General features: G+C 39.7%; 22 protein-coding genes, 1 tRNA gene and 1 pseudogene. 4 read left to right on the top strand and 20 right to left on the bottom strand.

The genetic code is table 11. The features are described 5' to 3' along the window. Window positions 1-97: 97 nt before the first annotated feature. From CYK16_RS06645 to CYK16_RS06565, 16 genes and pseudogenes are all read right to left on the bottom strand, one after another. Complete coding sequence (locus CYK16_RS06645) at window positions 98-1,837, bottom strand: DUF262 domain-containing protein (protein WP_101776806.1); 1,740 nt, start codon at window positions 1,835-1,837, stop codon at window positions 98-100. Then, complete coding sequence (locus CYK16_RS06640) at window positions 1,837-2,841, bottom strand: restriction endonuclease subunit S (RefSeq protein ID WP_180948752.1); 1,005 nt, start codon at window positions 2,839-2,841, stop codon at window positions 1,837-1,839. Before CYK16_RS06640 ends, CYK16_RS06645 begins: the two co-directional genes overlap by 1 nt. After that, complete coding sequence (locus tag CYK16_RS06635; protein WP_101776804.1) at window positions 2,831-4,792, bottom strand: HsdM family class I SAM-dependent methyltransferase; 1,962 nt, start codon at window positions 4,790-4,792, stop codon at window positions 2,831-2,833. Before CYK16_RS06635 ends, CYK16_RS06640 begins: the two co-directional genes overlap by 11 nt. An 87-nt stretch (window positions 4,793-4,879) precedes the next feature. Beyond that, window positions 4,880-5,140: a DUF5960 family protein gene (locus tag CYK16_RS06630; RefSeq protein ID WP_101776803.1), complete on the bottom strand. Its 261-nt coding sequence runs from the start codon at window positions 5,138-5,140 to the stop codon at window positions 4,880-4,882. Beyond that, window positions 5,133-5,495 carry a hypothetical protein gene (locus CYK16_RS06625; RefSeq protein ID WP_101776802.1) on the bottom strand — a complete coding sequence of 121 codons (363 nt, stop codon included), beginning with the start codon at window positions 5,493-5,495 and terminating at the stop codon, window positions 5,133-5,135. Before CYK16_RS06625 ends, CYK16_RS06630 begins: the two co-directional genes overlap by 8 nt. Continuing rightward, window positions 5,492-5,939, bottom strand: a pseudogene (locus CYK16_RS06620) (DinB/UmuC family translesion DNA polymerase); the annotation flags it as partial. The pseudogene CYK16_RS06620 and the gene CYK16_RS06625, both read right to left, overlap by 4 nt. A 195-nt stretch (window positions 5,940-6,134) precedes the next feature. Beyond that, a complete protein-coding gene (locus CYK16_RS06615) occupies window positions 6,135-7,016 on the bottom strand; it encodes a class II fructose-bisphosphate aldolase (protein WP_001019001.1) in 882 nt (293 codons plus the stop codon). Window positions 7,017-7,156: 140 nt separating this feature from the next. Continuing rightward, window positions 7,157-8,485: a sensor histidine kinase VncS gene (vncS, locus tag CYK16_RS06610; protein ID WP_101776801.1), complete on the bottom strand. Its 1,329-nt coding sequence runs from the start codon at window positions 8,483-8,485 to the stop codon at window positions 7,157-7,159. Continuing rightward, entirely contained in the window at window positions 8,482-9,138 is a 657-nt protein-coding gene (gene vncR / locus CYK16_RS06605; protein WP_000697944.1) for a response regulator transcription factor VncR, read from the bottom strand. Before vncR ends, vncS begins: the two co-directional genes overlap by 4 nt. A gap of 140 nt (window positions 9,139-9,278) precedes the next feature. Beyond that, window positions 9,279-10,658 carry an ABC transporter permease subunit Vex3 gene (gene vex3 / locus CYK16_RS06600; RefSeq protein ID WP_000902998.1) on the bottom strand — a complete coding sequence of 460 codons (1,380 nt, stop codon included), beginning with the start codon at window positions 10,656-10,658 and terminating at the stop codon, window positions 9,279-9,281. Window positions 10,659-10,713: 55 nt separating this feature from the next. Continuing rightward, a complete protein-coding gene (gene vex2, locus CYK16_RS06595; RefSeq protein ID WP_000173751.1) occupies window positions 10,714-11,361 on the bottom strand; it encodes an ABC transporter ATP-binding subunit Vex2 in 648 nt (215 codons plus the stop codon). Window positions 11,362-11,373: 12 nt separating this feature from the next. Next, entirely contained in the window at window positions 11,374-12,651 is a 1,278-nt protein-coding gene (locus CYK16_RS06590) for an ABC transporter permease (RefSeq protein WP_020900887.1), read from the bottom strand. A gap of 140 nt (window positions 12,652-12,791) precedes the next feature. After that, window positions 12,792-12,877, bottom strand: a tRNA-Leu gene (locus tag CYK16_RS06585). Between the two features lie 80 nt (window positions 12,878-12,957). Beyond that, entirely contained in the window at window positions 12,958-13,533 is a 576-nt protein-coding gene (locus CYK16_RS06580; protein WP_101776800.1) for a cysteine hydrolase family protein, read from the bottom strand. Then, entirely contained in the window at window positions 13,533-14,321 is a 789-nt protein-coding gene (gene codY, locus CYK16_RS06575) for a GTP-sensing pleiotropic transcriptional regulator CodY (RefSeq protein WP_000940738.1), read from the bottom strand. The genes CYK16_RS06580 and codY overlap by 1 nt, the downstream gene beginning before the upstream one ends. A gap of 278 nt (window positions 14,322-14,599) precedes the next feature. Continuing rightward, a complete protein-coding gene (locus tag CYK16_RS06565; protein WP_060805426.1) occupies window positions 14,600-16,174 on the bottom strand; it encodes a DEAD/DEAH box helicase in 1,575 nt (524 codons plus the stop codon). A 329-nt stretch (window positions 16,175-16,503) separates the two neighbouring features. Here CYK16_RS06565 and CYK16_RS06560 point away from each other — a divergent pair, with 329 nt between their 5' ends. The 4 genes from CYK16_RS06560 (at window position 16,504) to CYK16_RS06545 (ending at window position 21,254) form a co-directional block, all read left to right on the top strand. Then, complete coding sequence (locus CYK16_RS06560; RefSeq protein WP_033682109.1) at window positions 16,504-17,820, top strand: FAD-containing oxidoreductase; 1,317 nt, start codon at window positions 16,504-16,506, stop codon at window positions 17,818-17,820. A 98-nt stretch (window positions 17,821-17,918) separates the two neighbouring features. After that, on the top strand, window positions 17,919-19,262 hold the full coding sequence (murT, locus tag CYK16_RS06555; protein WP_060805425.1) for a lipid II isoglutaminyl synthase subunit MurT: 1,344 nt from the start codon (window positions 17,919-17,921) through the stop codon (window positions 19,260-19,262). Then, a complete protein-coding gene (gene gatD, locus CYK16_RS06550) occupies window positions 19,262-20,044 on the top strand; it encodes a lipid II isoglutaminyl synthase subunit GatD (RefSeq protein WP_060805424.1) in 783 nt (260 codons plus the stop codon). The genes murT and gatD overlap by 1 nt, the downstream gene beginning before the upstream one ends. A 127-nt stretch (window positions 20,045-20,171) precedes the next feature. After that, entirely contained in the window at window positions 20,172-21,254 is a 1,083-nt protein-coding gene (locus tag CYK16_RS06545; RefSeq protein WP_060805423.1) for a M24 family metallopeptidase, read from the top strand. A 99-nt stretch (window positions 21,255-21,353) separates the two neighbouring features. On the opposite strand, the gene CYK16_RS06540 is transcribed toward CYK16_RS06545, so the two are convergent. The 4 genes from CYK16_RS06540 to CYK16_RS06525 all read right to left on the bottom strand — a co-directional run bounded on the left by CYK16_RS06540 (window position 21,354) and on the right by CYK16_RS06525 (window position 24,555). Then, entirely contained in the window at window positions 21,354-21,815 is a 462-nt protein-coding gene (locus tag CYK16_RS06540) for an ECF transporter S component (protein WP_000814970.1), read from the bottom strand. Next, window positions 21,793-22,566: a bifunctional hydroxymethylpyrimidine kinase/phosphomethylpyrimidine kinase gene (locus CYK16_RS06535; RefSeq protein WP_060805422.1), complete on the bottom strand. Its 774-nt coding sequence runs from the start codon at window positions 22,564-22,566 to the stop codon at window positions 21,793-21,795. Before CYK16_RS06535 ends, CYK16_RS06540 begins: the two co-directional genes overlap by 23 nt. Beyond that, window positions 22,556-23,305 carry a tRNA pseudouridine(38-40) synthase TruA gene (gene truA / locus CYK16_RS06530; protein ID WP_101776799.1) on the bottom strand — a complete coding sequence of 250 codons (750 nt, stop codon included), beginning with the start codon at window positions 23,303-23,305 and terminating at the stop codon, window positions 22,556-22,558. The genes CYK16_RS06535 and truA overlap by 11 nt, the downstream gene beginning before the upstream one ends. A 98-nt stretch (window positions 23,306-23,403) precedes the next feature. Then, entirely contained in the window at window positions 23,404-24,555 is a 1,152-nt protein-coding gene (locus CYK16_RS06525; protein ID WP_060805420.1) for an MFS transporter, read from the bottom strand. Between the last annotated feature and the right edge of the window lie 108 nt (window positions 24,556-24,663).

The raw sequence follows: 24,663 nt of genomic DNA, 5'->3' as shown, positions 1-24,663 counted from the left end.
TCAGTGGATTTTACCACAATATATACCGTTCTTTTTTCCGAAAAATAAGTATTTTCCCGAAAAAAATATTAATTCTCTACATCCTCACTTATAAATCCTAAGTCAATAAACCTATTACTTTTTCATAGAAACATATCGCTAAATATCTTCCCCTACGATAAATAGCTTGTTCAGAAAAATTATCTATCTCCCATTCAATATCATTCTGTGCCCTATAACGATTATCAAAATTTCTATGTTCCTTATTGAGAAATTCTTTTATTTGTTGATAGTTCGAGCTTTGATACTCTATGAATTTTTTCGATAAATCACATTCTCCTTTTAATCTATTATTAATAACTTTTTCAAGTACTACTAAATTTCCTATGTTGAATTGATATGCTTCTGGTTCATTACCCAATGATTTCTCAATGATATGTTCTATACTATATTCTGGTTCATCATAGACTCTATATTCCTCTCCTTGAGTGGGACGTCTCACTTCTAACCAATTATTTAACGTATAAATCGCATATCTAGAGTACATAATCTCTTCATTTTTTCTATCGAAATAAATTCCATTACGTGCATATCTCAATTTTGAAAAGAAATCAATAAAGTCTTCCCTGCTAGGTAATTTTATATTTAATTTATTTTTTAAAATAACTATATCTGTTCTGATTTGCGCTGCTACTGAATTAGTTGCAAGTGTGGCCATTTTAGATGCAAACTCAGAATATGCTTCCTCAATTTCCTCATATGTATAGCTTATCCCTGGACGTGTCCAACCATCAATACGAGAAGCCATAGTATCTGGAGGTGGTGTAATAGCGCGTACAAATTCATACACTGAAAGTATTTCAAAGAGCCTAATTTTACTATCGAATGATATATCTACTATAGAAATGATTACATTATATATCTTGGAGGAGTTCGATATTTTTATCAGATACTCTAAGTTTCTTTTTATTCTATTCGGTGACCCAGTATTATCTAGAATAAGTTTAGAAATATTTTTTGCTGTATACAGTAACCCATCCAGTATTCTGAGGTAATCCGATTCATCTATCATGTCGCAAAAATTTTGATATAAATTTTCTGAACTAAAATTATACTTAACTTCAAACCACGCTGTGAAATATCTCGTAAAATTCATCTTACAAACTTCTAATTGCCTATGAATTTCATTCCACTTATCCAAGACAGAATCACCACCTGCGACACCCATGGTTCTTTCTGTCTTCTGAAAAATTTCGTATTTAATTAAATCAATATCTGTGAGCCTTATCCCTCTTGTATTTAATCTACCAAATAGTAAATAACTCTCAACTTCGTCTTGTGAAGTAACTATAGAAAACTGAGTTTGCATTAAGAAATTAAAATACCGAGTCTTCATATGTTTTGATTCAGAAGCCAATTTTCGTTGGAAGAATCTAAATGCTCGATAAAAATTATTACCTCTTCGTTCATGAAGCTCCTTAGGAACTCCATTATCTTCCACATCAAATAAACTTTCCCAAACTCTATTTAACTCAGAATTTTTGAATTTTAAAGGAATTTTTCCATTATTATTAATTTTTTTCCCTAAACTGTGAATAAAAACAATGAAGGTTATTATTCTTTGTTGACCATCAACAACTTCGTAACTGCTTCCATTATCATAAATTAATATGTTACCCCAATAATCTGTTGAGTTTTTTCTTTCATATGCACGTAAAAAGTCATTGTAAAATTCTTCCCAGTTTTTTTCCTCCCACGAATACTCTCTCTGATATAGCGGCACTTCCAGAGTCTTACTATTTGTGAAGGAGGTTAGTAGTTCCTCAACCGTCTTTTGTGAACTTTCAATTAAAACCATTAGTTTAATCTCCAGTTCTTTATAATTCTATTTTCGAGTCGCTTCATGTATTGTTCCATGAAAACAAAATCAGGTAAGCCATCTTTACTTGGTAACATTATTTTTTCAGCTTTATACCTTGATAAAGAATTTGCTCTACCATGATTAAAAACTTCCTTATATTTAGAAAGTAAAGTAACAATAAATAACTGATTGTATTTATTGGCTGGAAATTTTGCATATAGTACAAACACATGTGAATCAACTGCAAACTTAAATTCTTGATAGTAGGCTAATCCTGCTCCACCATCACCATCTTTATTCCAAGTTATCACATTTGATGATTTAATTTTTCGTGGTTCAGTTTCAACGAATCCCTTTAGACCATTTCCAAATTTTCTAGCAGAAATTAAAGGTAAGTTGCCTTTTGCCAAAGAATCCATGTTGCTTTCACTTCCTCTTTCTTTATTAACATCGAAATAGTCCGATATTAAAAACTCTCCCCACTCGACTTCGTCTAATTCTCTAAAATCTGATATTTTATGTTGTTCAGGAAACTTATAGGTGTCCTTAATTTGATTATATTTGATTTGAACATATTCTTCCATAAATGCCCAATCAGGCGTCCCGTAATTTGTAACAGGAAGCATAATCTTCTGCCTTTTAAAATTTCCTAGTCTATACTGTTTTCCATAACCAAATTGATTTGCATTATCAAAAACTGAAGTAATAAATAATTTACAGTTTTCTGAAATATCATCATTAATTAACACTAGAATATTATCATCTGCACTATAGGAATAATTACGGTAAAATGCATTTGCAAACATATCAATCGTGATTGTGTTTTTAGGAAAAATTTCCTGCTCACTATTTGCAATAAAACTAGCAATTCCACTGTTATGAAAACCTGCTGTTATAAATGGGCGCATTCCCGCAATACGACTACTTTCGACAAGACGTTTGCCACGTTTTACTTGGAATAACTCTGCGAGTCTAAACTCTTTCCATTTTCTATTCTTCATCCTGTACCTCTTCAAATAAATAGCCTCTACCATGGGTATACATATCAAATTGGAAACTCAGATAATCTGCAATGGTTTTTTCAAATTCCTCATCACTTGGAATTTCATCGTTAAAATAATAGAAACTATGTAACCATTCATCCTCTGCTTGGATTGTTGATTTTACCATAAACTCAGTCGTATAATCCTCCTCGTTACCATTGATTACATCAAAGAGGAAGCATCTTTTCTCCTTGGCCGAATCGTCATCAATCAGACCTATGTGTTTTCTCACTACAAATCCATCATCTTCAAAGTTTATAAACTTAACTTTTTTTCGTTCAATATCATGTGGTTTACCCGCCTCAAAAATTGCGATAACAGGATTAGTCCCCACACCATGGAAAGTATTTTTATTTACAGTAATTACCATATCTAAAGTATGTTTTTCAAGAATTCTTTTCTTATATTCCTTTTCTTCCTTAGATTTACCAACCATAGTTGATTGAGGGACAATCACCGCTAGTTTCCCCCCAGTTACCAGCATATCTAGCGCATGACGAATAAAATTAATTTCTGTTAGAGTTTTATCTGTTTTCCCTTGGGAATACGGGGGATTAAACAAGATTTTATTTACTCTCTGCTTTTGGATCTCTTCACCGGTAACAGAAAACATATCGTTTAACTGTAGATTACTTTTGCCATCCCCTCGTAAAATCATGTTCGTTGTCGCTACGGTGAACATCTTTTCCTGCAACTCTATCCCCAGTAGTTGATGCTGTTTAATATGTTTGATTTCGTCCTCATCTTTTGCTAGCTTAGTCATTCTATTCATTGCAGAAATCAAAAAAGCACCACTACCGCAAGCAGGATCCAATACATAATCAGTCGGTAACACATCAATTAATTCCGTCATAAGCGTCGTAATATGGTGAGGTGTCAAAACAATTCCAAGACCGTTCCCATCACTTCCACCATATTTCACAAACTCACCATAGAAATTACCCAAAATATCGTAATCTGTATTTTGTTTAAAGTGATGGATAACTTTATCTTGTAATTTTTTAGTAAAATAATGAAGCGGTGTAACTCCTAATGTCTCGTTTTTTTCATTCAGCCGGACATTCGTTTCTAAAAACGAGAACTTATTGAGAAGAATATTGACCTTGTCTTCTGGCAAAACACCTTCAGATGCAATGTAATCTTTAACTGCTTTTAGAATTCTCATTCCATCATTATCAATTACTGGTCTTGTTGTATCCTCTCTACCATCAGTTTTTCTAGGATACTTATTACCTGTTAATTTTTTGATATCAAAATCTTCTTCATTAAGGGCTAAAAGAATTGCAGAAATTACTGTTGCTTTATTCTCACCTTCGAGCGAAGCGTAGTTTCGTAAATCTTCATGTAATTCTTTTGAAACATTTTGCAATTCAAAAATACGTTTTTGCTCAATAGAATATTCTTCAAGTACATTTACTGAATACCATTCATTTATATTGTTTGGATGAAGTTCCTGAAGATCAGTTAACTTTGGAAGTTTTTTTTCAGTAATTCCTTCTTCAGTGATAGAAACTAATACAGGTTGAATGCTATGAAATTCCTCATCCCCAGTAATACCTATTGCGATTACTTCATCAAAAGAGCTTGTTTTCGTTACGATATGGTTTGCGTAGTGTACAGCACCATTTACAGCAAAACCTGACAATGATGGAATATCTTTAGCAATAGAACCATCCCCGGAAAGATTAATAAGTTTATCATTGTCCCTTTTATCTTCAATCACAATAAGGTAATCTGAGATCTGCATAACAAATTCAGGCTTTCCAATTCCAGATTTACCTTGTTTGCTAGCTCCTTTTAGCGCTTTAGCAATTTCTGGATGAGAAGAACCTTGCTCATCATAGCGGATACCAAATTTTTCTATCTCTCTTCTGACGTATTGGTCAGTTGCTGTTGCTTCGTTTGCCATATTTTTTCACTTCCTTAAGTTTATCATCTCCCATTATATCAAAGAAAGTAGCAAATTACTTGAAAATTTGCTACTTTCTTTGCATATTTATATACTTAATTTTCTTATTAATTGACTTTCACTAACTTCAAAATAAAAATAATGATCCCTACCATCCTCGGCGTTCTCTTTATTCAACTTGAAGTAGTTTTTCTGATTCATTGCCATTGTTCTAAGGATGTCATCAACTAGAAAAGTTAATGGAACATCCTTTGAAGAATACTTCTGGAAGTCTTCTTCAAATCGAATATAGTTGTCTGAGAAATAGTCCATCTGTAATTTATTCTCATAGAGTTCTTTTCTACTCATAGGTAACCTCTTCTAATAACTGTATGCTCAAGAAGTCTTCCACTTGAATCAATCGGTATCCTTCATAGGTCTTGATGGATACTTCTTTTGCTGAAATTTCTCTCACTTCACCAATCAAAGTTACTTTTTGAGTTTTTTGTTTGACTATAAAGCGACCCTTTAAATTCCCAACATAAACCTGAGAAAGTAACAATAATTTTTCTGTTCTGTTCAAGTCACTAGTTAGATCGACACGATATTTCTCTTCCCCTAGTGATGTGGTATGTTCAGATAAAAAGAAGCCCACCCACTTTTGCATACCTGAGTCTTGATATTCTCGGGTAGACTGATAGGGCAAATAGGAACGATCAATTATTTTAAACCATCTAGTCCACCAGCAGAATGACCTCCGATTAGTTTACTTCTAGCGATACTTCTTGATGCTGACTCAAGCGCATTGGCTTTTAAAAGTGAAGTGAACCCAAACTGATCTCGTATGCTGTCAATCGCTGATTGGAGCCTTTCTTCTTTTTCTATTTTTTCAACATCATCAAATAAAGAAACTAGTCCAAACGATTCATACACTAGACCCGAATAGTTGACGGCAACGTTCCTTACAGCACCTGAACTGTATTTCTGATGAAATAACTGTAAAACTACATTAGTTAGCGTGTCCGTATGATTAGTTGCTTCGTTCTTTTTTTGTGTGTTGATTGATTTTTTATTTTCCTGTTTGGAATAGCTGAGTTGAGACAACAGTTGTTTTCTTACCTGATCGTCTAAGACGAATAGAGACCTGTTCTGACATTTTTCGAAGCAATTCAAAATCGTGTAGGACACACAAGAGGAAGTAGTGTTACAGATATCTATTTGCACGTTACACAAAAAACAAAAGAACTAATCATTCCTGTTTTAGATTCGTTAACTATATAAGTGTGGCAAATTTGTGGAAAAACAAAGAAAAAAGTTTATCCAAATCGGATAAACCTTTTTATATCAAGCTTTTACAAGCTTCTTATGCTTTACCTTCTGAACCGAATACGTCGATACGTTCTTCAACTGATGCTTGGATAGCTTTTACACCATCAGCCAAGAATTTACGTGGGTCGAAGAGTTTCTTCTTGTCGTATTCTGCTTCGTTTGCTTCGTAGTCACGAGCAAATTTACGAGTTGCGTTAGCGAATGCGATTTGGCATTCAGTGTTAACGTTAACTTTGGCAACACCAAGTTTGATAGCTGCTTGGATTTGCTCATCAGGAATACCTGATCCACCGTGCAATACGATCGGGAATCCAGGAAGAGCTTCTGTCAATTTTTGCAAGTGATCAAGGTCAAGACCTTCCCAGTTTGCTGGGTAAGGACCGTGGATGTTACCGATACCAGCTGCCAAGAAGTCAATTCCAGTTTCAACCATTGCTTTAGCGTCTTCGATTGGAGCCAATTCACCTTTACCGATGATTCCGTCTTCTTCACCACCGATAGTACCAACTTCAGCTTCTACTGAGATACCTTTAGCGTGTGCTTTCTCAACAACTTCTTTAGCCAATTTAAGGTTTTCTTCAACTGGAAGGTGTGAACCGTCAAACATGATTGAAGTGTAACCAACTTCGATACACTCAAGTGCATCTTCGTAGTGACCGTGGTCAAGGTGGATAGCTACTGGTACAGTGATACCCATTGATTCAACAAGGTTAGCGATCAAGTTGCGAGCAACTTTGTAACCACCCATGTATTTAGCAGCACCCATTGAAGTTTGGATCAAAACTGGAGCTTTTTTAGCTTCTGCTGCGCGCAAGATAGCTTGAGTCCACTCAAGGTTGTTTGTGTTAAATCCACCAACTGCATAACCGTTGTCACGAGCTGCTTGGACAAATTTTTCTGCTGAAACGATTGCCATTTTATCAGGCCTCCTGTATATTTTTATGGGACATCCCATTTACATTGTTCATTTTATCACTTTTTGACAAAAAAATCTAGTTTTTCCCGTAGTTTCGATTGAATTTCTTCTAGCTTCATCTATGTAAACCCTTTCTCTCCCTAGTCTTGGGCGACTTTTGGAAAAGCTATGAAGAAGGTCAAACAATTCTCCTGCACCTCAAAACGATAAGGTAATTTTTCATGTTCTAATAAACTCTTAACCACAAAGAGCCCCATCCCAGACCCTTTGGCCTTGCGACTAGCATTGTCAGAAAAAGACTGGGCTAGTTTTTCTTGTTCTTCTGGGCTACAGCTATTCTCGATAAAGAGTTCTCCTTCTCTCTCCCCGATGCGGACCAAGCCACCTAGAGTAGAGTGCTTGATGGCATTGCTGATGAGATTAGATAGGATCAACTTCATAACTGATGGGTTTAGATAAGCCTGCTGATGGGTCAAACTATTGTCTATCTGGAGCCCTCTCTCCTTGGCGAGCAAGACATAATCCTTAACCAGACTTTGCGTCATCTGGTGTAAGTCAATTTGTTCCCTATCATCTCGTAATTCCTGTACAGACGAGAGAGAAAGTATCTGGAGAACGTGGTGATTGAGCTCATCCACAATTCCTAAGGCAACTCCCAGATAGTGGTCTCTATCCTTATAACGCCCGACATTTTCTTTCATGTTTTCGATCAGGATTTTCAAACTAGCCAGAGGTGTTTTCAATTCATGAGAAGCCCCTCGTAGGAATTCGACCTTCATCTTCTCCAGTTGAAGAATAGCTTCATTCTTGTCATGCAAGTCCGCAATAACAGTCAAAAGATGCTGGTAAAGGCTATTGATTTGTTCCTTGAGATCACCAATCTCATCCTTAGAATCCACACGTAATCGCACTTGGGCATCCAAATCCATCATCCGACGGGTCACTCGCTTGATTTCCAAAATCGGAGCAACAATGGTCCTAGCGTAGATATAGGCTACCAAGAGGGAAATCAGAAAGGACGCCAGCAAGGTATAGGGTAGAAATTGAAGACTGATTTGCTCTGCTTCCTTTTGCAAATCCATGGACGCTAAAAACTGGAGAGTCATGGTACCACCGTCCTGCGTTGTCACCTCGCGCTCCTCGATAAAAAGAGAGGTTGTCTGACGGTCCGTATCCAGAGGAAGACTGTCCTTGACTTCTAACTTGTCCTCAGTCATCTCTCCCTTTACTGTCCCCTTGATCTCACTGGTCTGGGAATACAAGTCTAAGACTTGCTCGATACTCTGCCTATCCTTTCCGTCAAGGGACTGGGCAATGGCTGTCGCTTTCTGGCCAATGGTTTCCTGACGATGACTCAGATAAGTCGAAGGAAAGAGAAAATAAATGGCTAAATGAAGGCAAATTACCAGAACACTAAAAATCGAGAAGGTATAGATAAATATCTTTGTAAATAAACCTGTTCGTTTCATTTTCGCTCCAATTTATAACCAACATTGCGCACAGTGAGGATGCAGTCCAAGTCCAGCTTTTTCCGCAATTCCTTGATATAGACATCAATGACACGGTCAAAAGGAACCTCATCTGTCACCTTCCAGACAGCATCGATTATCTGAGAACGAGTCAAGGCCCTTCCTTCATTTTTAACCAAATAATCAAGAATTTCCAACTCTTTAGCATTGATGGCTACTTCCTCACCTGCTAGGCTGGCACTGTAACTCTCAAAATCCACCCTGGCATCTTTATAGGAGAAGATTCGTCCTGTATCATAATAGCGTTTGAAAATCGCATCTACCCTCACTTTTAAGAGAGAAAGGGAGAATGGTTTTTCCAGATAGCCATCTGCCAGAGAGGCAAAGGCACTCATCTTGTATTCCTCATCCTGAAAGGCAGTCAGCATCAATACAGGAACCTGACTGGTTTTACGAATCTCAGCTAGGACTTCTAGGCCGTTGAGCTTGGGCATCTGGATATCCAGTAAAACCAGGGCTACCTCATAGCTAGAAAATTGCTCCAGAGCTTCCTGACCGTCCGCTGCCTCAATAGTTTCATAACCACAATCCGTCAAATAATCACTGATCCCCTCACGGATCATCTCTTCATCTTCTACAATTAAAATTTTCATAGAAAAACGTTTCACATTCCTTTAAATTTCTTGTTAATCTTTCTATTTTGCCTTGATAAAACCTCTTCCTATCAAGGCAAAATAGATAAAAATGCTACCTATATTATACCCCATTTAGGGGAGAATAGGTAGCAAGTTTTTTATTCACTATCGAGCAAGAGCTCTTTTGGTTGTTTTCTAAGGAGATTGCTTGAAGCAAGCGCCATAACGAGAACCACTAGAACCAAGGCTAGGACAAAGACGATGATAAAGTCTGATGTCTGAATAGAAATATCTAGGCTCGACAAGGTCTTGCTAAAGCCATCTACTTCTGCACCACCACCAAGGTTAGAGGCTTGAGCTGCCTTGCTGGCTTGCTTAGCAACACCTGAAGTAACATTGGCAAGAACAGTGTTTCCGATTGCACGCGCTGTGTAAGTAGCTAAGAAGTAAGCAGAAACAAGAGCAGGAATGGCAATCAAGATGGATTCGGTAATGAATTGACCCAAGATACTTGCCTGCTTGAGACCAATAGAGAGCAGGATTCCCACTTCCTTGCGTCGAGCGTTGATCCATAGGCTGAGTAAGAGGGCAAGGAGAAGAACTGAGAAGCTCAAGCTGCCCCAGAAGAGGAGGTTGGCCATCTTGTACATACCAGAGATGGATTGCTCAAGAGCTGGGTAGTTTGAGGAGCTCTTCACCAGTGTATAGCTCTTCCAGTTGATACCACTGATGCCATTCAACTCTTTCATGACATCATCCAAGTTCTTGTCTGCTGTTACAAAGAAGGTTGCGTCCCCATAAATGGCCGTGTCTTCTGTGTATCCATAAAGTTTAGCAGCCGTATGGATGTCTGTGATAGCAGTATTTTCGTAGAGTTCTTGTGAGTAGGTGACTGCCGACTTATTGTGGCCATCAAAGAGTCCCTTGATTGTCACTTCAACTGTTTCCTTGGCCCCTTTTTCATTGTCTGCATCGTAGACATTAGAGTCTAGTTTAACCTTATCCCCTACTTTCCAGCCGTGTTTTGCAGCCAAGTCCTTGTGCAGGAGGATCTTGTCCTTGTCGTCGTTTGTTAGGTGCTCTCCTTCGACCAGCTTATAAGAACCAGAGACAAACTTGTCTTCTTTAGAGGAGTCATTAACACCTGTAATCATCAAGCTACTTCCAAAATGTTTGGCACGGTCAGGTGTCAGATTTTTCTTGGTTTCTGGCGTTTCGATGAGTTCATATCCAGTCAAATCTCCAATAGCATTGATGCGTTTCACATAAGACTCAATAGCCTTGTTTTCGGTGATTTTTTTGATATCTTCACCCTTGATATTACCTGCACCACGTGGCGTTCCTTGATTGACGCGACGATTGATTTGCATGGAGAAGCTGTTGGTGATATTTTTAAAGGTCTCCTGAGAAGCCTTGGCAGTAGCTCCCTTGATCGACAAGCCGACCAAACTCAAGCTCGCCATAAGGAGAATAATCAGGAAGATGACAATCGATTTGAAAAACTTCCTTGTAACATAGGCAAATGCGTTGTGTAACATAGGTTCCCTTTCTAGATTTTGTTTTATTTTATAGTTCTAACAGAAAAAGCTCATATTATTTCGTAGTATTGCGAGTTTCAGTCAGTTTCTTATCCTTCAACTCAAGTGTAATATCTGACGCTTGTGCCACTTCTTTGCTGTGAGTTACGACGATGACACATTTACCTGTTTTCTGGGCAAGTGATTTGAGCAGTTCGACAATATCTCCAGCAGTTTTAGGGTCTAGATTTCCTGTTGGCTCATCTGCTAGAATAACTGGAGCTTCTGAGACCAAACTGCGAGCAATGGCAACACGTTGTTGTTGACCACCTGATAACTGGAGAACATTCCGCTTGATCTGACTTTCATCTAAACCAAGCTCAAGCAGTGTATCCTTGCTTGCCTTTTTGTTGACCAAGCGGATATTTTCCAGTGGAGAAAGATAATCTATCAAGTTATAATTTTGAAAGACCAGGGAAATATGGTGCATGCGATGGTAGGAATACCCCTTCTTACGAATGTCCTCTCCTTGGAAAAGGATAGAACCTTCAACAGGACTATCTAGACCAGCCAGTAGGGACAAGAGAGTGGATTTTCCTGCTCCTGACTCACCAATAATACTGTAAAATTTCCCGGGTTCAAAATTATAATTGATCTGATATAGGACTGCTTCAGCAGTGTTCTTATAACGGTAGGTAACATCTTGTAATTGTAATAAAGTCATGATTTCTCCTTCTTAACTAATAGATGATAAAATTTCTTTCGGCGATTTTCTAAATAAGAATAGGAAACAAAGGGCTACAGATAAGCAACTAAGCAGAACTAGAAAAACATAGGATTCTGCAAAAGATAAGATGCTGGTTGATAAACTGCTTGCTTTGGCTAGTGTATCTTGTAAGCTTGCCTGATCTCCACTGGCTAGAACAGTTTGGAGCAGATAAGATGTAATGGCGTTTCCTGCAACAAATGCTGGAAGCAAAGCACCTATAGATACCAAAACTACCTCTAAACAGAACTGTAGGAAGATCGAGCTCTTGCCTTTTCCAAGTGCAAGTAAAATTCCCACTTCATAGACTCTTTCTCTCAACCAGAGAGACAAGACAAGAATCAAGGCTCCTGCTCCTGCTATCAACATTCCATAAAGGAAGATGATCAGAAAAGTTTGGAAGGTAGCAACTGAGTCTTTGATTTGTTCAAAAGCCTTGTTTTCCTTCTCGACTTGGTAGCCTTGACTTTCCAAGGCTAAGTTTTCCACCTGCTTCATAAGTCCATCCATTTCCTTAGGATTTTCTACATAGAAGCGAGCTGCACTGACTTGAGGTTCACCATTTCCCAAAAGGATTTGGCTACTTTCATAGTCTGTAAAGACTTGGTTTTCACTGAAGTCAGAAGACAAGCCTGTAAATTTCTCTTGTTTTTTACCAGAAAAGATGCCAACAATCTCAAACTCTACTGTTTGTCCTTTGCCAGATTCTGACTGTCCAGCATCCAAGCGAAGCTTGTCATGAAGCGAAAGACCGTTCTTCTTGGCCAACTCTTCGTGGATCAAGATTTTCTTGGAATCCCCTTTTTGAAGGTGTCGCCCTTCTTTTAGATTGAAAGCCGAACTGGTAAAGGTCACATCCTTGGATGAATCCTCAAGAGATGTTAAACTAACCAAGTTTTTGTCTGCAGCTGACAAATCATCACGCTCCACGCTCTGCTCTCCACTCACCGCTTCCTTGTCTTTTAATTTTGCGACCGTCTCGAGTTCAGGAGAGACATTTTCCAGTCCCTTAATCTTGCTTACAGATGCTAAGTCCGACAGCTTGAAAGTCTGACCATTTTCTATCTTCTTAATAGAAAAAGATGTATTGAGTGATTTATAAAGATTGGTTTCCACTGTTTTGTTGGACTTCATCAGAGTCAAACAGGCTGAAATTCCAGCCAATAGGACCAATAAAATCAGAAATAAAATAAAACTTCTCAGTCGTTTTCTGCTGACATAAGCCCAAGCTCTTTGGATTGGATTCATTTGTCACCTCCATATTTGTAAGACTATTATAAAATCCAAATATGAAATGTTTATGAAATGCAAAAAAAGAGCAAAAATTTTTTTGCTCTACTTGAATTAGATGAAAACAAAAGAGCTAGCCTAAGCTAACTCTTATCCTATGCGGAGAGAGGGACTTGAACCCTCACGACCTAAAGCGGTCACAGGATCCTTAGTCCTGCGCGTCTGCCAATTCCGCCATCCCCGCATCGATTACTTTACTAGTATATCAACTTTTAGGATGCTTGTCAACACTTTTTTCAAATTTTTTTCATTTCATCAACTAAATTACTCTGAAAGTTCATTTAGCTTTTCATCTACTAACTTAGCTCCAAGTGTATTTTTGAAATGGCCTAGAGCAAATTGATGATTTTCAGGCCAGATAGAAGCAACGGCTGGTTGAACAATCTCGATATCATATCCTAGATTATAGGCATCTATAGCTGTATGTAGGACACAGATATCGGTCAAAACTCCTGTTAAGATAACTGTAGACACGCGACGCTCTCTCAAGCGGATATCCAGGTCAGTCCCTGAAAAAGCTGAGTAATGGCGTTTATCCATCCAAAAGACACGACTGTCTGAACCATGCTCTTGATAAAATGTACCCAAATCTCCGTATAAATTGCGTCCACTAGTCCCAATCAAATTATGAGGAGGAAATAGCTTGCTTTCTGGATGGAAACAATCGTTTTCTTCATGAGCATCGATGGTAAAGAAGATGTAATCTCCGCGTTCAAAAGCTAGTCGAGTCACCTTGCCAATGGCATCTGAAATTGCCTGAGCTGGAGCGCCTGCTGTCAATTTTCCACTATCTGCAACAAAATCTTCTGTATAATCAATCGAAATTAAAGCCTTTGCCATTAGTAATCTCTTTTCTTCACTTCTTCAAAAATATCTGAAATCAAGACCTTAAGATAGGTTCCCTTCATTCCAAGTGAGCGACTTTCAATAATCCCTGCAGACTCAAGTTTACGAAGGGCATTGACAATCACAGAACGGGTGATTCCGATACGGTCTGCAATCACAGACGCAGTCAACTGCCCTTCATTTCCATTTAATTCCCCTAAAATTGCTGAAACAGCACGGAGTTCGGAGTAAGAAAGGGTATTAACCGCCATGGTAACAGCAGTACGGCGACGGATATTTTTCTCATCTTCCTCACGCTGGAAGTTGAGAAGTTGAATCCCAACAACGGTACTCGCAATCTCAACAAGAATCAAGTCCTCGTCTTCGAATTTTTTATCATTGCGCCAAATAATCAAAGAACCAAGACGAATCCCTGATACATGAATCGGTGCAATAGTCGTCAAACCATCTGGAAAGTCGGCACGACTTTCCACAGGGAAAATACTCAAATCATGATCAACTGTCAGATTGGCTTCTGTATCGTAGATCATATTCGCACCTTGAATATAGTCATCTGGGAAAATCTTAGTTTGGAAGAACTGCTCTACACGATCTGTATTGGTTTTGTAACGCATGAAATAACCAAGGAGACGTCCCTTGCTATTGACGATACAGGCGTTACAGTCAATAATATCTGCCAATTGACGGGTAATCGCATTGTAGGGAAGTTCTTCCTGCAACTGCTCCTCTGAGCGCTTCAGGATAGAAGTAATTTTTCTTGTTTTTTCTAATAAATGTGCCATTTTTCACCTCGAATTTAATCGCTATCATTATAACATAAAAAGCTTAAATTTTCAATTATTATCTGAAAATTGCTTATTTAATTGCAATTTAGACTAGCTGAAATATTTTAGAAAAATATATTTTTATCATTGACAAACTAATTTATTTTTGATATTATATTATCATAATAAGATAGATGGGTAATACCTTTCCATTTCACCTATCCTTTGCTATCACCATCTTCTTTCACCCTTGGTCTCCTTATATAAAAAAGCGATTCATTTTGAACCGCTTTTTCTTATTTATCGCCCTTGTTACGAATAACAAAGCCTGTTTGCTTTTCACTTGAAGTATTGCGTGGTTTTTTATTATCCTTACGGTAACGTTTTTCCTTATCAAAACGATCATTGCCACGACTTCCTTTTTTGAAATCATCACGACGACCATTGCCACGGCGATCACGGTCTCGACGGTCGTCCCCACGACGGCCTCCACGACCTCCCTTAGCTTTACCACCGAAGCCATTACCTGATGGTTTAAATGGAAGTGGTTTTTCACGTGCAATCTCCACTTCAGGAAGACTATCTGGGTCTTGAACAGTCAGGCTCAAGATATACATTGCCAATTCTTCTGGAGTAAATTCGGCAGCTAGCTTACGAGCATCCTTACCAAATTTCTCAAAGTTGGCACGGATAGTCTCATCTGCAAAATCACGTTCAATTTTCTTAAGAGCCACTTGTTTTTTAGCTTGGAAAGCTTCTTCTGCACTTGCAGGTTTGAGGCCTTTCATGCGTTTCTTAGTCAAGTTTTCAATGATTTGAAGGTAGCCCATTTCATTTGGTGATACGAAAGTAATCGACTGACCTGACTTACCGGCACGACCTGTACGACCGATACGGTGAACATAACTTTCAGGATCTTGTGGAATATCGTAGTTATAGACATGGGTCACACCTGAAATATCCAACCCACGCGCTGCAACGTCTGTCGCAACCAAAACATCAAGATTGCCATTTTTAAAGTCACGAAGGACACGAAGACGTTTGTTTTGGTCTAGGTCCCCATGAATTCCTTCCGCACGGAAGCCACGGATTTTAAGACCACGAGTTAATTCATCTACACGGCGTTTTGTACGCCCAAATACGATAGCAAGTTCAGGCTGTTCCACATCCATAAGACGAGTCATGGTATCAAATTTTTCTTGTTCTTTAACACGAATATAGTATTGGTCAACCAATTCTGTTGTCAATTCCTTAGCAGCAATCTTCACATGCTCAGGTTCTTTCATAAACTGAACGCCGATACGTTTGATAGCATCTGGCATAGTTGCTGAGAAGAGAAGAGTTTGACGGTTTTCAGGGACACGGGAGATGATAGCTTCAATGTCTTCAAGGAAGCCCATGTTGAGCATTTCATCCGCTTCGTCAAGGATAAGAGTTTCAATATCTTGTAATTTCAAGGCCTTTCGTTTAATCAAGTCCAAAAGGCGACCAGGTGTTCCCACCACGATATGGGCACCAGATTTAAGAGCCTTAATTTGTTTTTCAATGCTTGATCCACCATATACTGAACGGACTTTGACTCCCTTACTACGACCAAAGCGGAAGAGTTCTTCTTGACTTTGGACAGCGAGTTCACGAGTTGGAGCGATGACCAAGGCCTGGATAGTCGCTTCTTCTGTACGGATTTTTTCAAGGGTAGGCAAGCCAAAGGCTGCAGTTTTTCCTGTACCAGTCTGAGCTTGACCGATAACGTCCTTGCCTTCAAGGGCCAAGGGAATGGTTTGTTCTTGGATCGGACTGGCTTCTACAAAACCAGCTTTTTCAATCTCTGCTAGCAAATCAGCAGACAAGTTTAATTCATTAAATTTCACGTTATTCTTCTTTCTAAAGGTGGTGCGAAGCCACCCTATAGGGCTTAGTTTATACTTTTCTTTTTATGACGTATTTTCATATACTGGATATAAAATCGTGTTGCTTCTTTTCCACAAAAGAAAAGTACTGTTTTCTTTGCAACCTATCTAGTATAACACAAGAGAGAAGCAAAAGATAGCCTAATCCGTCGATAAAGTCATGTAAACGATTTTTCTGAGAAAATAAAGTTAAACTTTCCACTATTTCATAAACTTTTTTAAAGCGTAGCAGAATTGTGCAAAAGTTTTTTTCTTGTGCTAGAATGAAATTCGAATAGGAGGAACTCTAAATGTTAACTTATGATTTAATCGTTATCGGATTTGGTAAAGCTGGTAAAACACTAGCAGGTAAATTGGCTTCAGCTGGCAAAAAAGTTGCCCTCGTTGAACGTAGCAAAGCTATGTACGGTGGAACTTGTATCAACATCGGTTGTATCCCAACTAAAACTTTGTTAGTTGCTGCTGAGAAAGACTTATCTTTTGAAGAAGTCATTGCTACCAAAAACACTATCACTGGTCGCCTTAACGGTAAAAACTATGCGACTGTTGCTGGTACAGGCGTAGATATCTTTGATGCGGAAGCTCACTTCCTTTCAAATAAAGTCATCGAAATCCAAGCTGGTGATGAAAAGAAAGAACTGACCGCTGAAACAATCGTCATCAACACTGGTGCTGTTTCAAACGTCTTGCCAATCCCTGGACTTGCTACAAGCAAAAACGTCTTTGACTCAACAGGTATCCAAAACTTGGACAAATTACCTGAAAAACTTGGTGTCCTTGGTGGCGGAAATATCGGTCTTGAATTTGCTGGCCTTTACAATAAACTTGGAAGCAAGGTTACAGTCTTAGATGCCTTGGATACTTTCCTTCCTCGTGCAGAACCTTCCATCGCAGCTCTTGCTAAACAATACATGGAAGAAGACGGTATTGAATTGCTTCAAAATATCCGTACTACTGAAATTAAAAATGACGGTGACCAAGTCCTTGTCGTAACCGAAAACGAAACTTACCGTTTCGATGCCCTTCTTTACGCAACTGGACGCAAACCAAATGTAGAACCACTTCAACTTGAAAATACAGATATTGAACTAACTGAACGTGGTGCTATTAAAGTAGACAAACATTGTCAAACAAACGTTCCTGGTGTCTTTGCAGTTGGAGATGTCAACGGTGGACTTCAATTTACTTACATTTCACTTGATGACTTCCGTGTTGTTTACAGCTACCTTGCTGGAGATGGCAGCTACACACTTGAAGACCGTCTCAATGTACCAAATACTATGTTCATCACACCTGCACTTTCACAAGTTGGTTTGACTGAAAGCCAAGCGGCTGATTTGAAACTTCCATACGCAGTGAAAGAAATCCCTGTTGCAGCTATGCCTCGTGGTCACGTAAACGGAGACCTTCGTGGAGCCTTCAAAGCTGTGGTTAATACTGAAACAAAAGAAATTCTTGGAGCAAGCATCTTCTCAGAAGGTTCTCAAGAAATCATCAACATCATCACTGTTGCTATGGACAATAAGATTCCTTACACTTACTTCACAAAACAAATCTTCACTCACCCAACCTTGGCTGAGAATTTGAATGACTTGTTTGCGATTTAAGTTGAAATCTCATCTTAACTGACAGCCCTCTGTGGGCTGTTTTTACTTCTGCGAAATCTCAAATCTGTCTTTTCCCTCTTTTATGATATAATAGAAACATGAACTTAAAAACTACTTTGGGCCTTCTTGCTGGGCGTTCTTCCCACTTCGTTTTAAGCCGTCTTGGCCGAGGAAGTACGCTCCCAGGAAAAGTCGCCCTTCAATTTGATAAAGATATTTTACAAAACCTAGCTAAGAACTACGAGATTGTCGTGGTCACTGGAACCAACGGAAAAACCTTGACAACTGCCCTCACTGTCGGCATTTTAAAAGAGGTTTATGGTCAAGTTCTGACCAACCCAAGCGGTGCCAACATGATTACAGGGATTGCGACAACCTTCTTAACAGCCAAATCTTCTAAAACTGGGAAAAATATTGCCGTCCTCGAAATTGACGAAGCCAGTCTTTCTCGTATCTGTGACTATATCCATCCTAGCCTTTTTGTCATTACTAACATTTTCCGTGACCAAATGGACCGCTATGGTGAGATTTACACAACTTACAAGATGATTTTGGACGCTATTCGTAAGGTGCCTACTGCCACTGTTCTCCTTAATGGAGACAGTCCACTTTTCTACAAGCCAGCTATTCCAAATCCTGTAAAGTATTTTGGTTTTGACTTGGAGAAAGGGCCAGCCCAACTAGCTCACTATAATACAGAAGGGATTCTCTGTCCTGACTGCCAAGGCATCCTCAAATACGAGCACAATACCTATGCAAACTTGGGTGCCTATATCTGTGAAGGCTGTGGATGTAAACGTCCTGATCTCAACTATCGCTTGACAGAACTAGTTGAGTTGACCAACAATCGCTCTCGCTTTGTCATAGACGGCCAAGAGTACGGTATTCAAATCGGTGGGCTCTACAATATCTACAACGCCCTAGCAGCGGTTGCCATCGCCCGTTTCCTTGGTGCAGATTCACAACTCATCAAACAGGGATTTGATAAGAGCCGTGCTGTCTTTGGACGCCAAGAAACCTTCCATATCGGTAACAAGGAATGTACCCTCGTCTTGATTAAAAATCCAGTCGGTGCGACCCAAGCTATCGAAATGATTAAACTAGCACCTTATCCATTTAGCCTATCTGTCCTCCTTAACGCTAACTATGCAGACGGTATTGATACTAGCTGGATCTGGGATGCTGATTTTGAACAAATCACTGACATGGACATCCCTGAAATCAACGCTGGCGGTGTTCGCCATTCTGAAATCGCTCGTCGTCTACGAGTGACAGGCTATCCAGCTGATAAAATCACTGAAACAAGTAGTCTGGAACAAGTTCTTAAGACAATTGAGAACCAAGACTGCAAGCATTCCTATATCCTGGCTACCTATACTGCTATGCTGGAATTCCGCGAACTGCTGGCTAGTCGTCAGATTGTTAGAAAGGAGATGAACTAATGGTTTATACTTCACTTTCCTCAAAAGCTGGCAATTACCCTTATCAGCTCAACATTGCCCACCTCTACGGAAATCTCATGAATACCTACGGGGACAATGGAAACATTCTCATGCTCAAGTATGTGGCTGAAAAACTGGGAGCCCATGTGACGGTTGACATCGTTTCTCTCCATGATGACTTTGATGAAAATCACTATGACATCGCCTTTTTCGGTGGCGGTCAAGACTTTGAACAGAGTATCATTGCAGACGACCTACCTGCTAAAAAAGAGAGCATTGACAACTACATCCAAAACGACGGTGTGGTTCTGGCTATCTGTGGTGGTTTCCAACTATTGGGTCAATATTATGTTGAAGCTTCAGGGAGACGTATCGAAGGGCTAGGTGTCATGGGCCACTACACCCTCAACCAGACCAATAACCGTTTTATCGGTGACATCAAGATTCACAATGAAGATTTCGATGAAACCTACTATGGTTTTGAAAATCATCAGGGCCGCACCTTCCTCTCAGACGATCAAAAACCACTGGGACAGGTAGTCTATGGAAATGGAAACAATGAAGAAAAGATTGGTGAAGGGGTTCATTATAAGAATGTCTTTGGTTCCTACTTCCACGGACCTATCCTCTCTCGTAATGCCAATCTGGCTTATCGCCTAGTCACTACCGCCCTCAAGAAGAAATACGGTCAGGACATCCAACTCCCTGCCTATGAAGACATTCTCAGCCAAGAAATCGCTGAAGAATATAGCGACGTCAAAAGCAAGGCTGACTTTTCTTAAACAAAGGAAAACCATATCAAAGAACTCCGACAAGATAGCGGAGTTCTTTTTGTCTTTTCTTTTACCCTTCTCCCTTGCATTTTCTCTCATTTTTTGCCAAAATAGAGGAGTAGAAAGAAGGTAGCATATGTCTAAATTACAACAAATCGTAACATATCTTGAATCAGAAAAACTAGACGTCGCTGTCGTATCTGACCCCGTCACAATCAATTACCTCACTGGCTTTTACAGTGATCCCCATGAACGCCAAATGTTCCTTTTTATCCTAGCGGATCAGGAACCGCTCCTCTTTGTCCCAGCCCTTGAGGTTGAGCGTGCTACTAGCACTGTTTCCTTCCCAGTTGTGGGCTATGTGGACTCTGAAAATCCATGGCAAAAAATGAAACATGCTCTTCCACAACTTGACTTCAAACGTGTCGCTGTTGAGTTTGACAATCTCATCTTGACCAAATACCATGGTTTAAAAACCGTTTTTGAAACTGCTGAGTTTGACAACCTCACTCCTCGTATCCAACGCATGCGACTCATCAAATCAGCTGACGAAGTGCAAAAAATGATGGTTGCAGGTCTCTATGCGGACAAGGCTGTTAAGGTTGGTTTTGATAATATTTCTCTTGATAAGACAGAGACAGATATTATCGCTCAAATTGACTTTGCTATGAAACGTGAAGGTTATGAAATGAGCTTTGATACCATGGTCTTGACTGGTGATAATGCTGCAAATCCGCACGGTATTCCAGCAGCTAATAAGGTCGAAAATAACGCCCTTCTCCTCTTTGACCTAGGGGTTCTCGTCAACGGCTATGCGTCAGATATGACTCGTACAGTCGCTGTCGGCAAACCTGACCAATTCAAGAAAGACATTTACAACTTGACCCTCGAAGCCCAACAAGCTGCTCTTGACTTTATCAAACCAGGTGTGACTGCCCATGAAGTGGACCGCGCTGCCCGTGAGGTCATCGAAAAAGCTGGTTACGGCGAGTACTTCAACCACCGTCTTGGTCACGGTATCGGTATGGATGTCCACGAATTCCCATCTATCATGGAAGGAAACGACATGGTCATCGAAGAAGGCATGTGCTTCTCTGTTGAACCAGGTATCTATATTCCTGGTAAAGTCGGTGTTCGTATCGAAGACTGTGGTGTTGTTACCAAGGATGGCTTTGACCTCTTTACAAGCACCAGCAAAGACTTGCTTTATTTTGATTAATATTCTTCGAAAATCTTCCCACAATAAAACGCATAATATCAAGGTTCAACACCTGATACTATGCGTTTTTCTAATTTTTAAGACTTTTATCCAGATTCTTTACTTAATCTTCTTAATACTTTGACTAAGGATAAATCCTACAATCATCCCTACCATATTTTGCATGAAATTTGGTAGGATTTCTGGTAGGGCTGCAGCCCAGCCATTCATCAATGTAGAACCCAAGGCGTACCCCCCTACCATGGCAATCGTTGCTAAGATAAGGCCTAACCACTGAGTTTTTCCTTTAAATCCTGCGAAAAATCCCTGCAAGCCATGGTTGACCAAGCTAAAGAACATCCATTGAGGGTAGCCTGATAAGAGGTCAATCAAGAAACCTGCTAGTCCTCCGACTACAGCCCCTTCACGACTACCAAAGTAAAAGGCCGCAAAGAAGACACCCGCATCTAAAAGAGTTAAAATACCTGTCGGTGTTGGAATTTTTAAGAAATAACCTAGAACCACAGAAAGGGCGGTTAAGAGAGATACAAGGGCGATTTTAGTTGTTTTGGTTTGCTTCATATTGTCTTACTCCATATTGATCTGCTTGTGCAATGGCACGATAAACGAAAGCTTTAGAACTTTCTACTGCTGGTAAAAGTTCATCACCTTTAACCAAGTGACTGGCAATGCTTGAGGCAAAGGTACAACCTGCACCAGCATTTTGGCCTTGGATGACAGGATTTTCTAGGACTGTAAAGGTTTGTCCGTCATAAAAGACATCTACAGCCTTGTCCTGACTAAGTCGATTGCCTCCCTTAATAATGACTGCTGGCGCTCCTAATTCATGCAATTTCTGCGCTGCAACTTTCATGTCTTCCAAGGTTTTGATTTCCTGACCGGATAATAATTCTGCTTCAGGAAGATTAGGCGTAATCACGCTCACATAAGGGAAAAAGCGAATCAACTCTTGGCAGAGCTCACTAACAGCCACATCATGCGTTTCCTTGCAGACCAAGACAGGGTCCAATACCACAGGCACACCTGGGCGATGCTTGATAAAGTCTAATGCTTTCTCAGCCACACTGACAGTTGGTAGAAGACCAATCTTAATTCCCCCAAACTCCACATCTCTCAAGCTATTTAATTCATGTTGAAAAATGGCATCGTCAGTTGGAAAGACTTCAAATCCTTTTTCTGTCAAGGCTGTCAAACAAGTCACTGCTACAAAGCCATGCAAGCCGTTCAAGGTATAGGTAGCCAAATCAGCTGACAAACCACCACCACTAAAAATATCATTCCCAGAAAGTGCTAAAATACGATTATTCTTCATAACGAATCTCCTTTAAATACAAACCATTTGGTGCTGCAGTGGGACCTGCAAGTTGCCTGTCCTTCTTCTCCAAGATCAGGTCAATCTGCTCCACTGGCATACGATTATTTCCGATTTTGAGCAGCGTCCCCACCATATTGCGAATCTGTTTATACAAGAAACCATTTCCTGAAAAGGTAAAGGTCAAAAATTGGCCTGTCTCATCAACTGTTAAACTAGCTTCTGTGATGGTGCGAACCTTATCCTCTACACTAGTCCCAGAGGCTGTAAAACCGGTAAAATCATGGGTTCCCTCTAGCTTTTTGATTGCAATCTGCATCCGTTCCACATCAAGTGGGTAGGGAAAGTGAGCGGCATAATGACGGCGCATAGGATTTTTGGGACGTCCTCTATCCACAATAAACTCATAGGTCTTGCTATGCTTGGCATAACGGCAATGAAAATCATCTGCCACAAGCTCAATCGAAATCACATCAATATCTTCAGGGGACTGGGTGTCCAAGGCAAAGCGAAGTTTTTCCTCATCCATTTGATAGGGCAGGTCAAAATGAATGACCTGTCCCAATGCATGAACACCACTATCAGTTCTACCAGCACCGTGAACAGTGATGGCTTGCCCTTTATTGAGTCTCGTCAAGGTTTTTTCAATTTCCTCCTGAACGCTACGCGCATGTGGCTGGCGCTGAAAACCAGCAAAGGCATAACCATCATAGGAAATAGTTGCTTTGTATCTTGTCATAACTTCTATTTTATCAAGAAAATAGTACAGTAACAAGCTAGAAAATTTACAACTGTATGGGTACAAAATTCACAAAAAGAAAAACTTAGGAATCAATCCTAAGCTCTCTTTTGAAGTAGGTACATGACAAAGATAGAGGTTACAATCAACCAAGATCCTAAAATGGCAAAGACCAACATCCCATTGTGCGTCATTAAGCCAATCGCACCTAGAATGAATGGAGTCGTAAAGGCTCCGAAACTACAGCCTAAAACTGCAAATGAAGTTGCTTGATTGAGGAGTTTAGCTGGAATTCTTTCAGAGACAAGTTGAAAGACCGTCGTCAAGGCTACACTGTAGGCAAAACCAGCCAGAATGCTTCCTGCCACTACCACCCACAAGGATGGAGAAAGGGCAATTACAATTTGTCCTAAGCCGAAGGTAATACCAGACCAGAGGAGCAGTTTCTCTTTAAAAATAGAAATCAAGAAAGAAAAACTCACCCCAGCCACAATCCCGATCAACTGCATGACACTAAGAACAAAACTAGATAACTGGGCATCTCCAAGTCCTCTTTCCACCATCAAACTTGGAATACGGATGGTAATAGCCGTATTGGTACAAACTACAACCGCTGCTTCAATAGCTAGGATAAAAATCAAGCCTTTCATTTCTCGAGTTAAACGACTTGCTTCCTTCGCTTTTTTCTTGACTTCTTTCTTTTCTTTTCCATAAGGGACAAAGAGCAGATAAAGGGTCAGCACCAAAAATCCAGCACTATAGGCTAAGAAAGTAGCTGTCCAACCAAAGGCCAATAACTGACCGACTGCCAAGGTAATGAGAGAAGCTCCAACAACCTCTGCAGAACCACGTAGCCCTAGCATCTGAATTCGCGTTTTTCCTTGATAACGTTCACTGATAATGGAAATGGCCTTGGCATTGATCATCCCAACACCCAAACCAAAAAGAATCCGTGTTCCAAAAACAAAGGGGTAGGCTTGATACCAGAAGGGAGCCGTCCCGCTGAGTGATAAAATCAGCAAGCCCAAACTAATCTGTAAGCGCTCAGGGAATATTTTTTCTAAGAAACCATTTAGTAGTAACATGATCATGATCCCAAAGGATGGCAAGCTCGCCAAGAGCTCAATTTGTTCCTTAGGATAACCTTGATAATAGTCAAACATGGCTGGCAGGGCACTCGAGATGGAAAAGGATGTGATCAAAACGAGAGAGAGAGCCAAAATACTGGCCCGTTCTAAAAATTGTTTCATGAAATCTCTTTCTATATTTTCTCTTAATCTTCTATTTTTTGATAGTTATCAAAAAAAGCAAGAAAAGAAGAAGTCTCATTTGTATATAGACTCCTTCTTAAACTCAAA

This window comes from Streptococcus oralis subsp. dentisani (genome assembly GCF_002860905.1).
Classification (GTDB): Bacteria; Bacillota; Bacilli; order Lactobacillales; family Streptococcaceae; genus Streptococcus; species Streptococcus oralis_BA.
The sequence above is the reverse complement of the archived record's forward strand: the minus strand, read 5'-3'. Positions and strand labels throughout refer to the sequence as shown.

Bases quoted from the DNA above. Each gene is read 5' to 3' on its own strand.
- murT (WP_060805425.1), top strand. From the start codon at position 17,919: ATGAACTTAAAAACTACTTTGGGCCTTCTTGCTGGGCGTTCTTCCCAC.
- CYK16_RS06560 (WP_033682109.1), top strand. From the start codon at position 16,504: ATGTTAACTTATGATTTAATCGTTATCGGATTTGGTAAAGCTGGTAAA.
- CYK16_RS06580 (WP_101776800.1), bottom strand. From the start codon at position 13,533: ATGGCAAAGGCTTTAATTTCGATTGATTATACAGAAGATTTTGTTGCA.
- vncS (WP_101776801.1), bottom strand. From the start codon at position 8,485: ATGAAACGAACAGGTTTATTTACAAAGATATTTATCTATACCTTCTCG.
- CYK16_RS06645 (WP_101776806.1), bottom strand. From the start codon at position 1,837: ATGGTTTTAATTGAAAGTTCACAAAAGACGGTTGAGGAACTACTAACC.
- CYK16_RS06615 (WP_001019001.1), bottom strand. From the start codon at position 7,016: ATGGCAATCGTTTCAGCAGAAAAATTTGTCCAAGCAGCTCGTGACAAC.
- vex3 (WP_000902998.1), bottom strand. From the start codon at position 10,658: ATGTTACACAACGCATTTGCCTATGTTACAAGGAAGTTTTTCAAATCG.
- CYK16_RS06545 (WP_060805423.1), top strand. From the start codon at position 20,172: ATGTCTAAATTACAACAAATCGTAACATATCTTGAATCAGAAAAACTA.
- CYK16_RS06535 (WP_060805422.1), bottom strand. From the start codon at position 22,566: ATGAAGAATAATCGTATTTTAGCACTTTCTGGGAATGATATTTTTAGT.
- vex2 (WP_000173751.1), bottom strand. From the start codon at position 11,361: ATGACTTTATTACAATTACAAGATGTTACCTACCGTTATAAGAACACT.
- vncR (WP_000697944.1), bottom strand. From the start codon at position 9,138: ATGAAAATTTTAATTGTAGAAGATGAAGAGATGATCCGTGAGGGGATC.
- gatD (WP_060805424.1), top strand. From the start codon at position 19,262: ATGGTTTATACTTCACTTTCCTCAAAAGCTGGCAATTACCCTTATCAG.
- CYK16_RS06640 (WP_180948752.1), bottom strand. From the start codon at position 2,841: ATGAAGAATAGAAAATGGAAAGAGTTTAGACTCGCAGAGTTATTCCAA.
- CYK16_RS06525 (WP_060805420.1), bottom strand. From the start codon at position 24,555: ATGAAACAATTTTTAGAACGGGCCAGTATTTTGGCTCTCTCTCTCGTT.
- CYK16_RS06630 (WP_101776803.1), bottom strand. From the start codon at position 5,140: ATGAGTAGAAAAGAACTCTATGAGAATAAATTACAGATGGACTATTTC.
- codY (WP_000940738.1), bottom strand. From the start codon at position 14,321: ATGGCACATTTATTAGAAAAAACAAGAAAAATTACTTCTATCCTGAAG.
- truA (WP_101776799.1), bottom strand. From the start codon at position 23,305: ATGACAAGATACAAAGCAACTATTTCCTATGATGGTTATGCCTTTGCT.
- CYK16_RS06540 (WP_000814970.1), bottom strand. From the start codon at position 21,815: ATGAAGCAAACCAAAACAACTAAAATCGCCCTTGTATCTCTCTTAACC.
- CYK16_RS06635 (WP_101776804.1), bottom strand. From the start codon at position 4,792: ATGGCAAACGAAGCAACAGCAACTGACCAATACGTCAGAAGAGAGATA.
- CYK16_RS06590 (WP_020900887.1), bottom strand. From the start codon at position 12,651: ATGAATCCAATCCAAAGAGCTTGGGCTTATGTCAGCAGAAAACGACTG.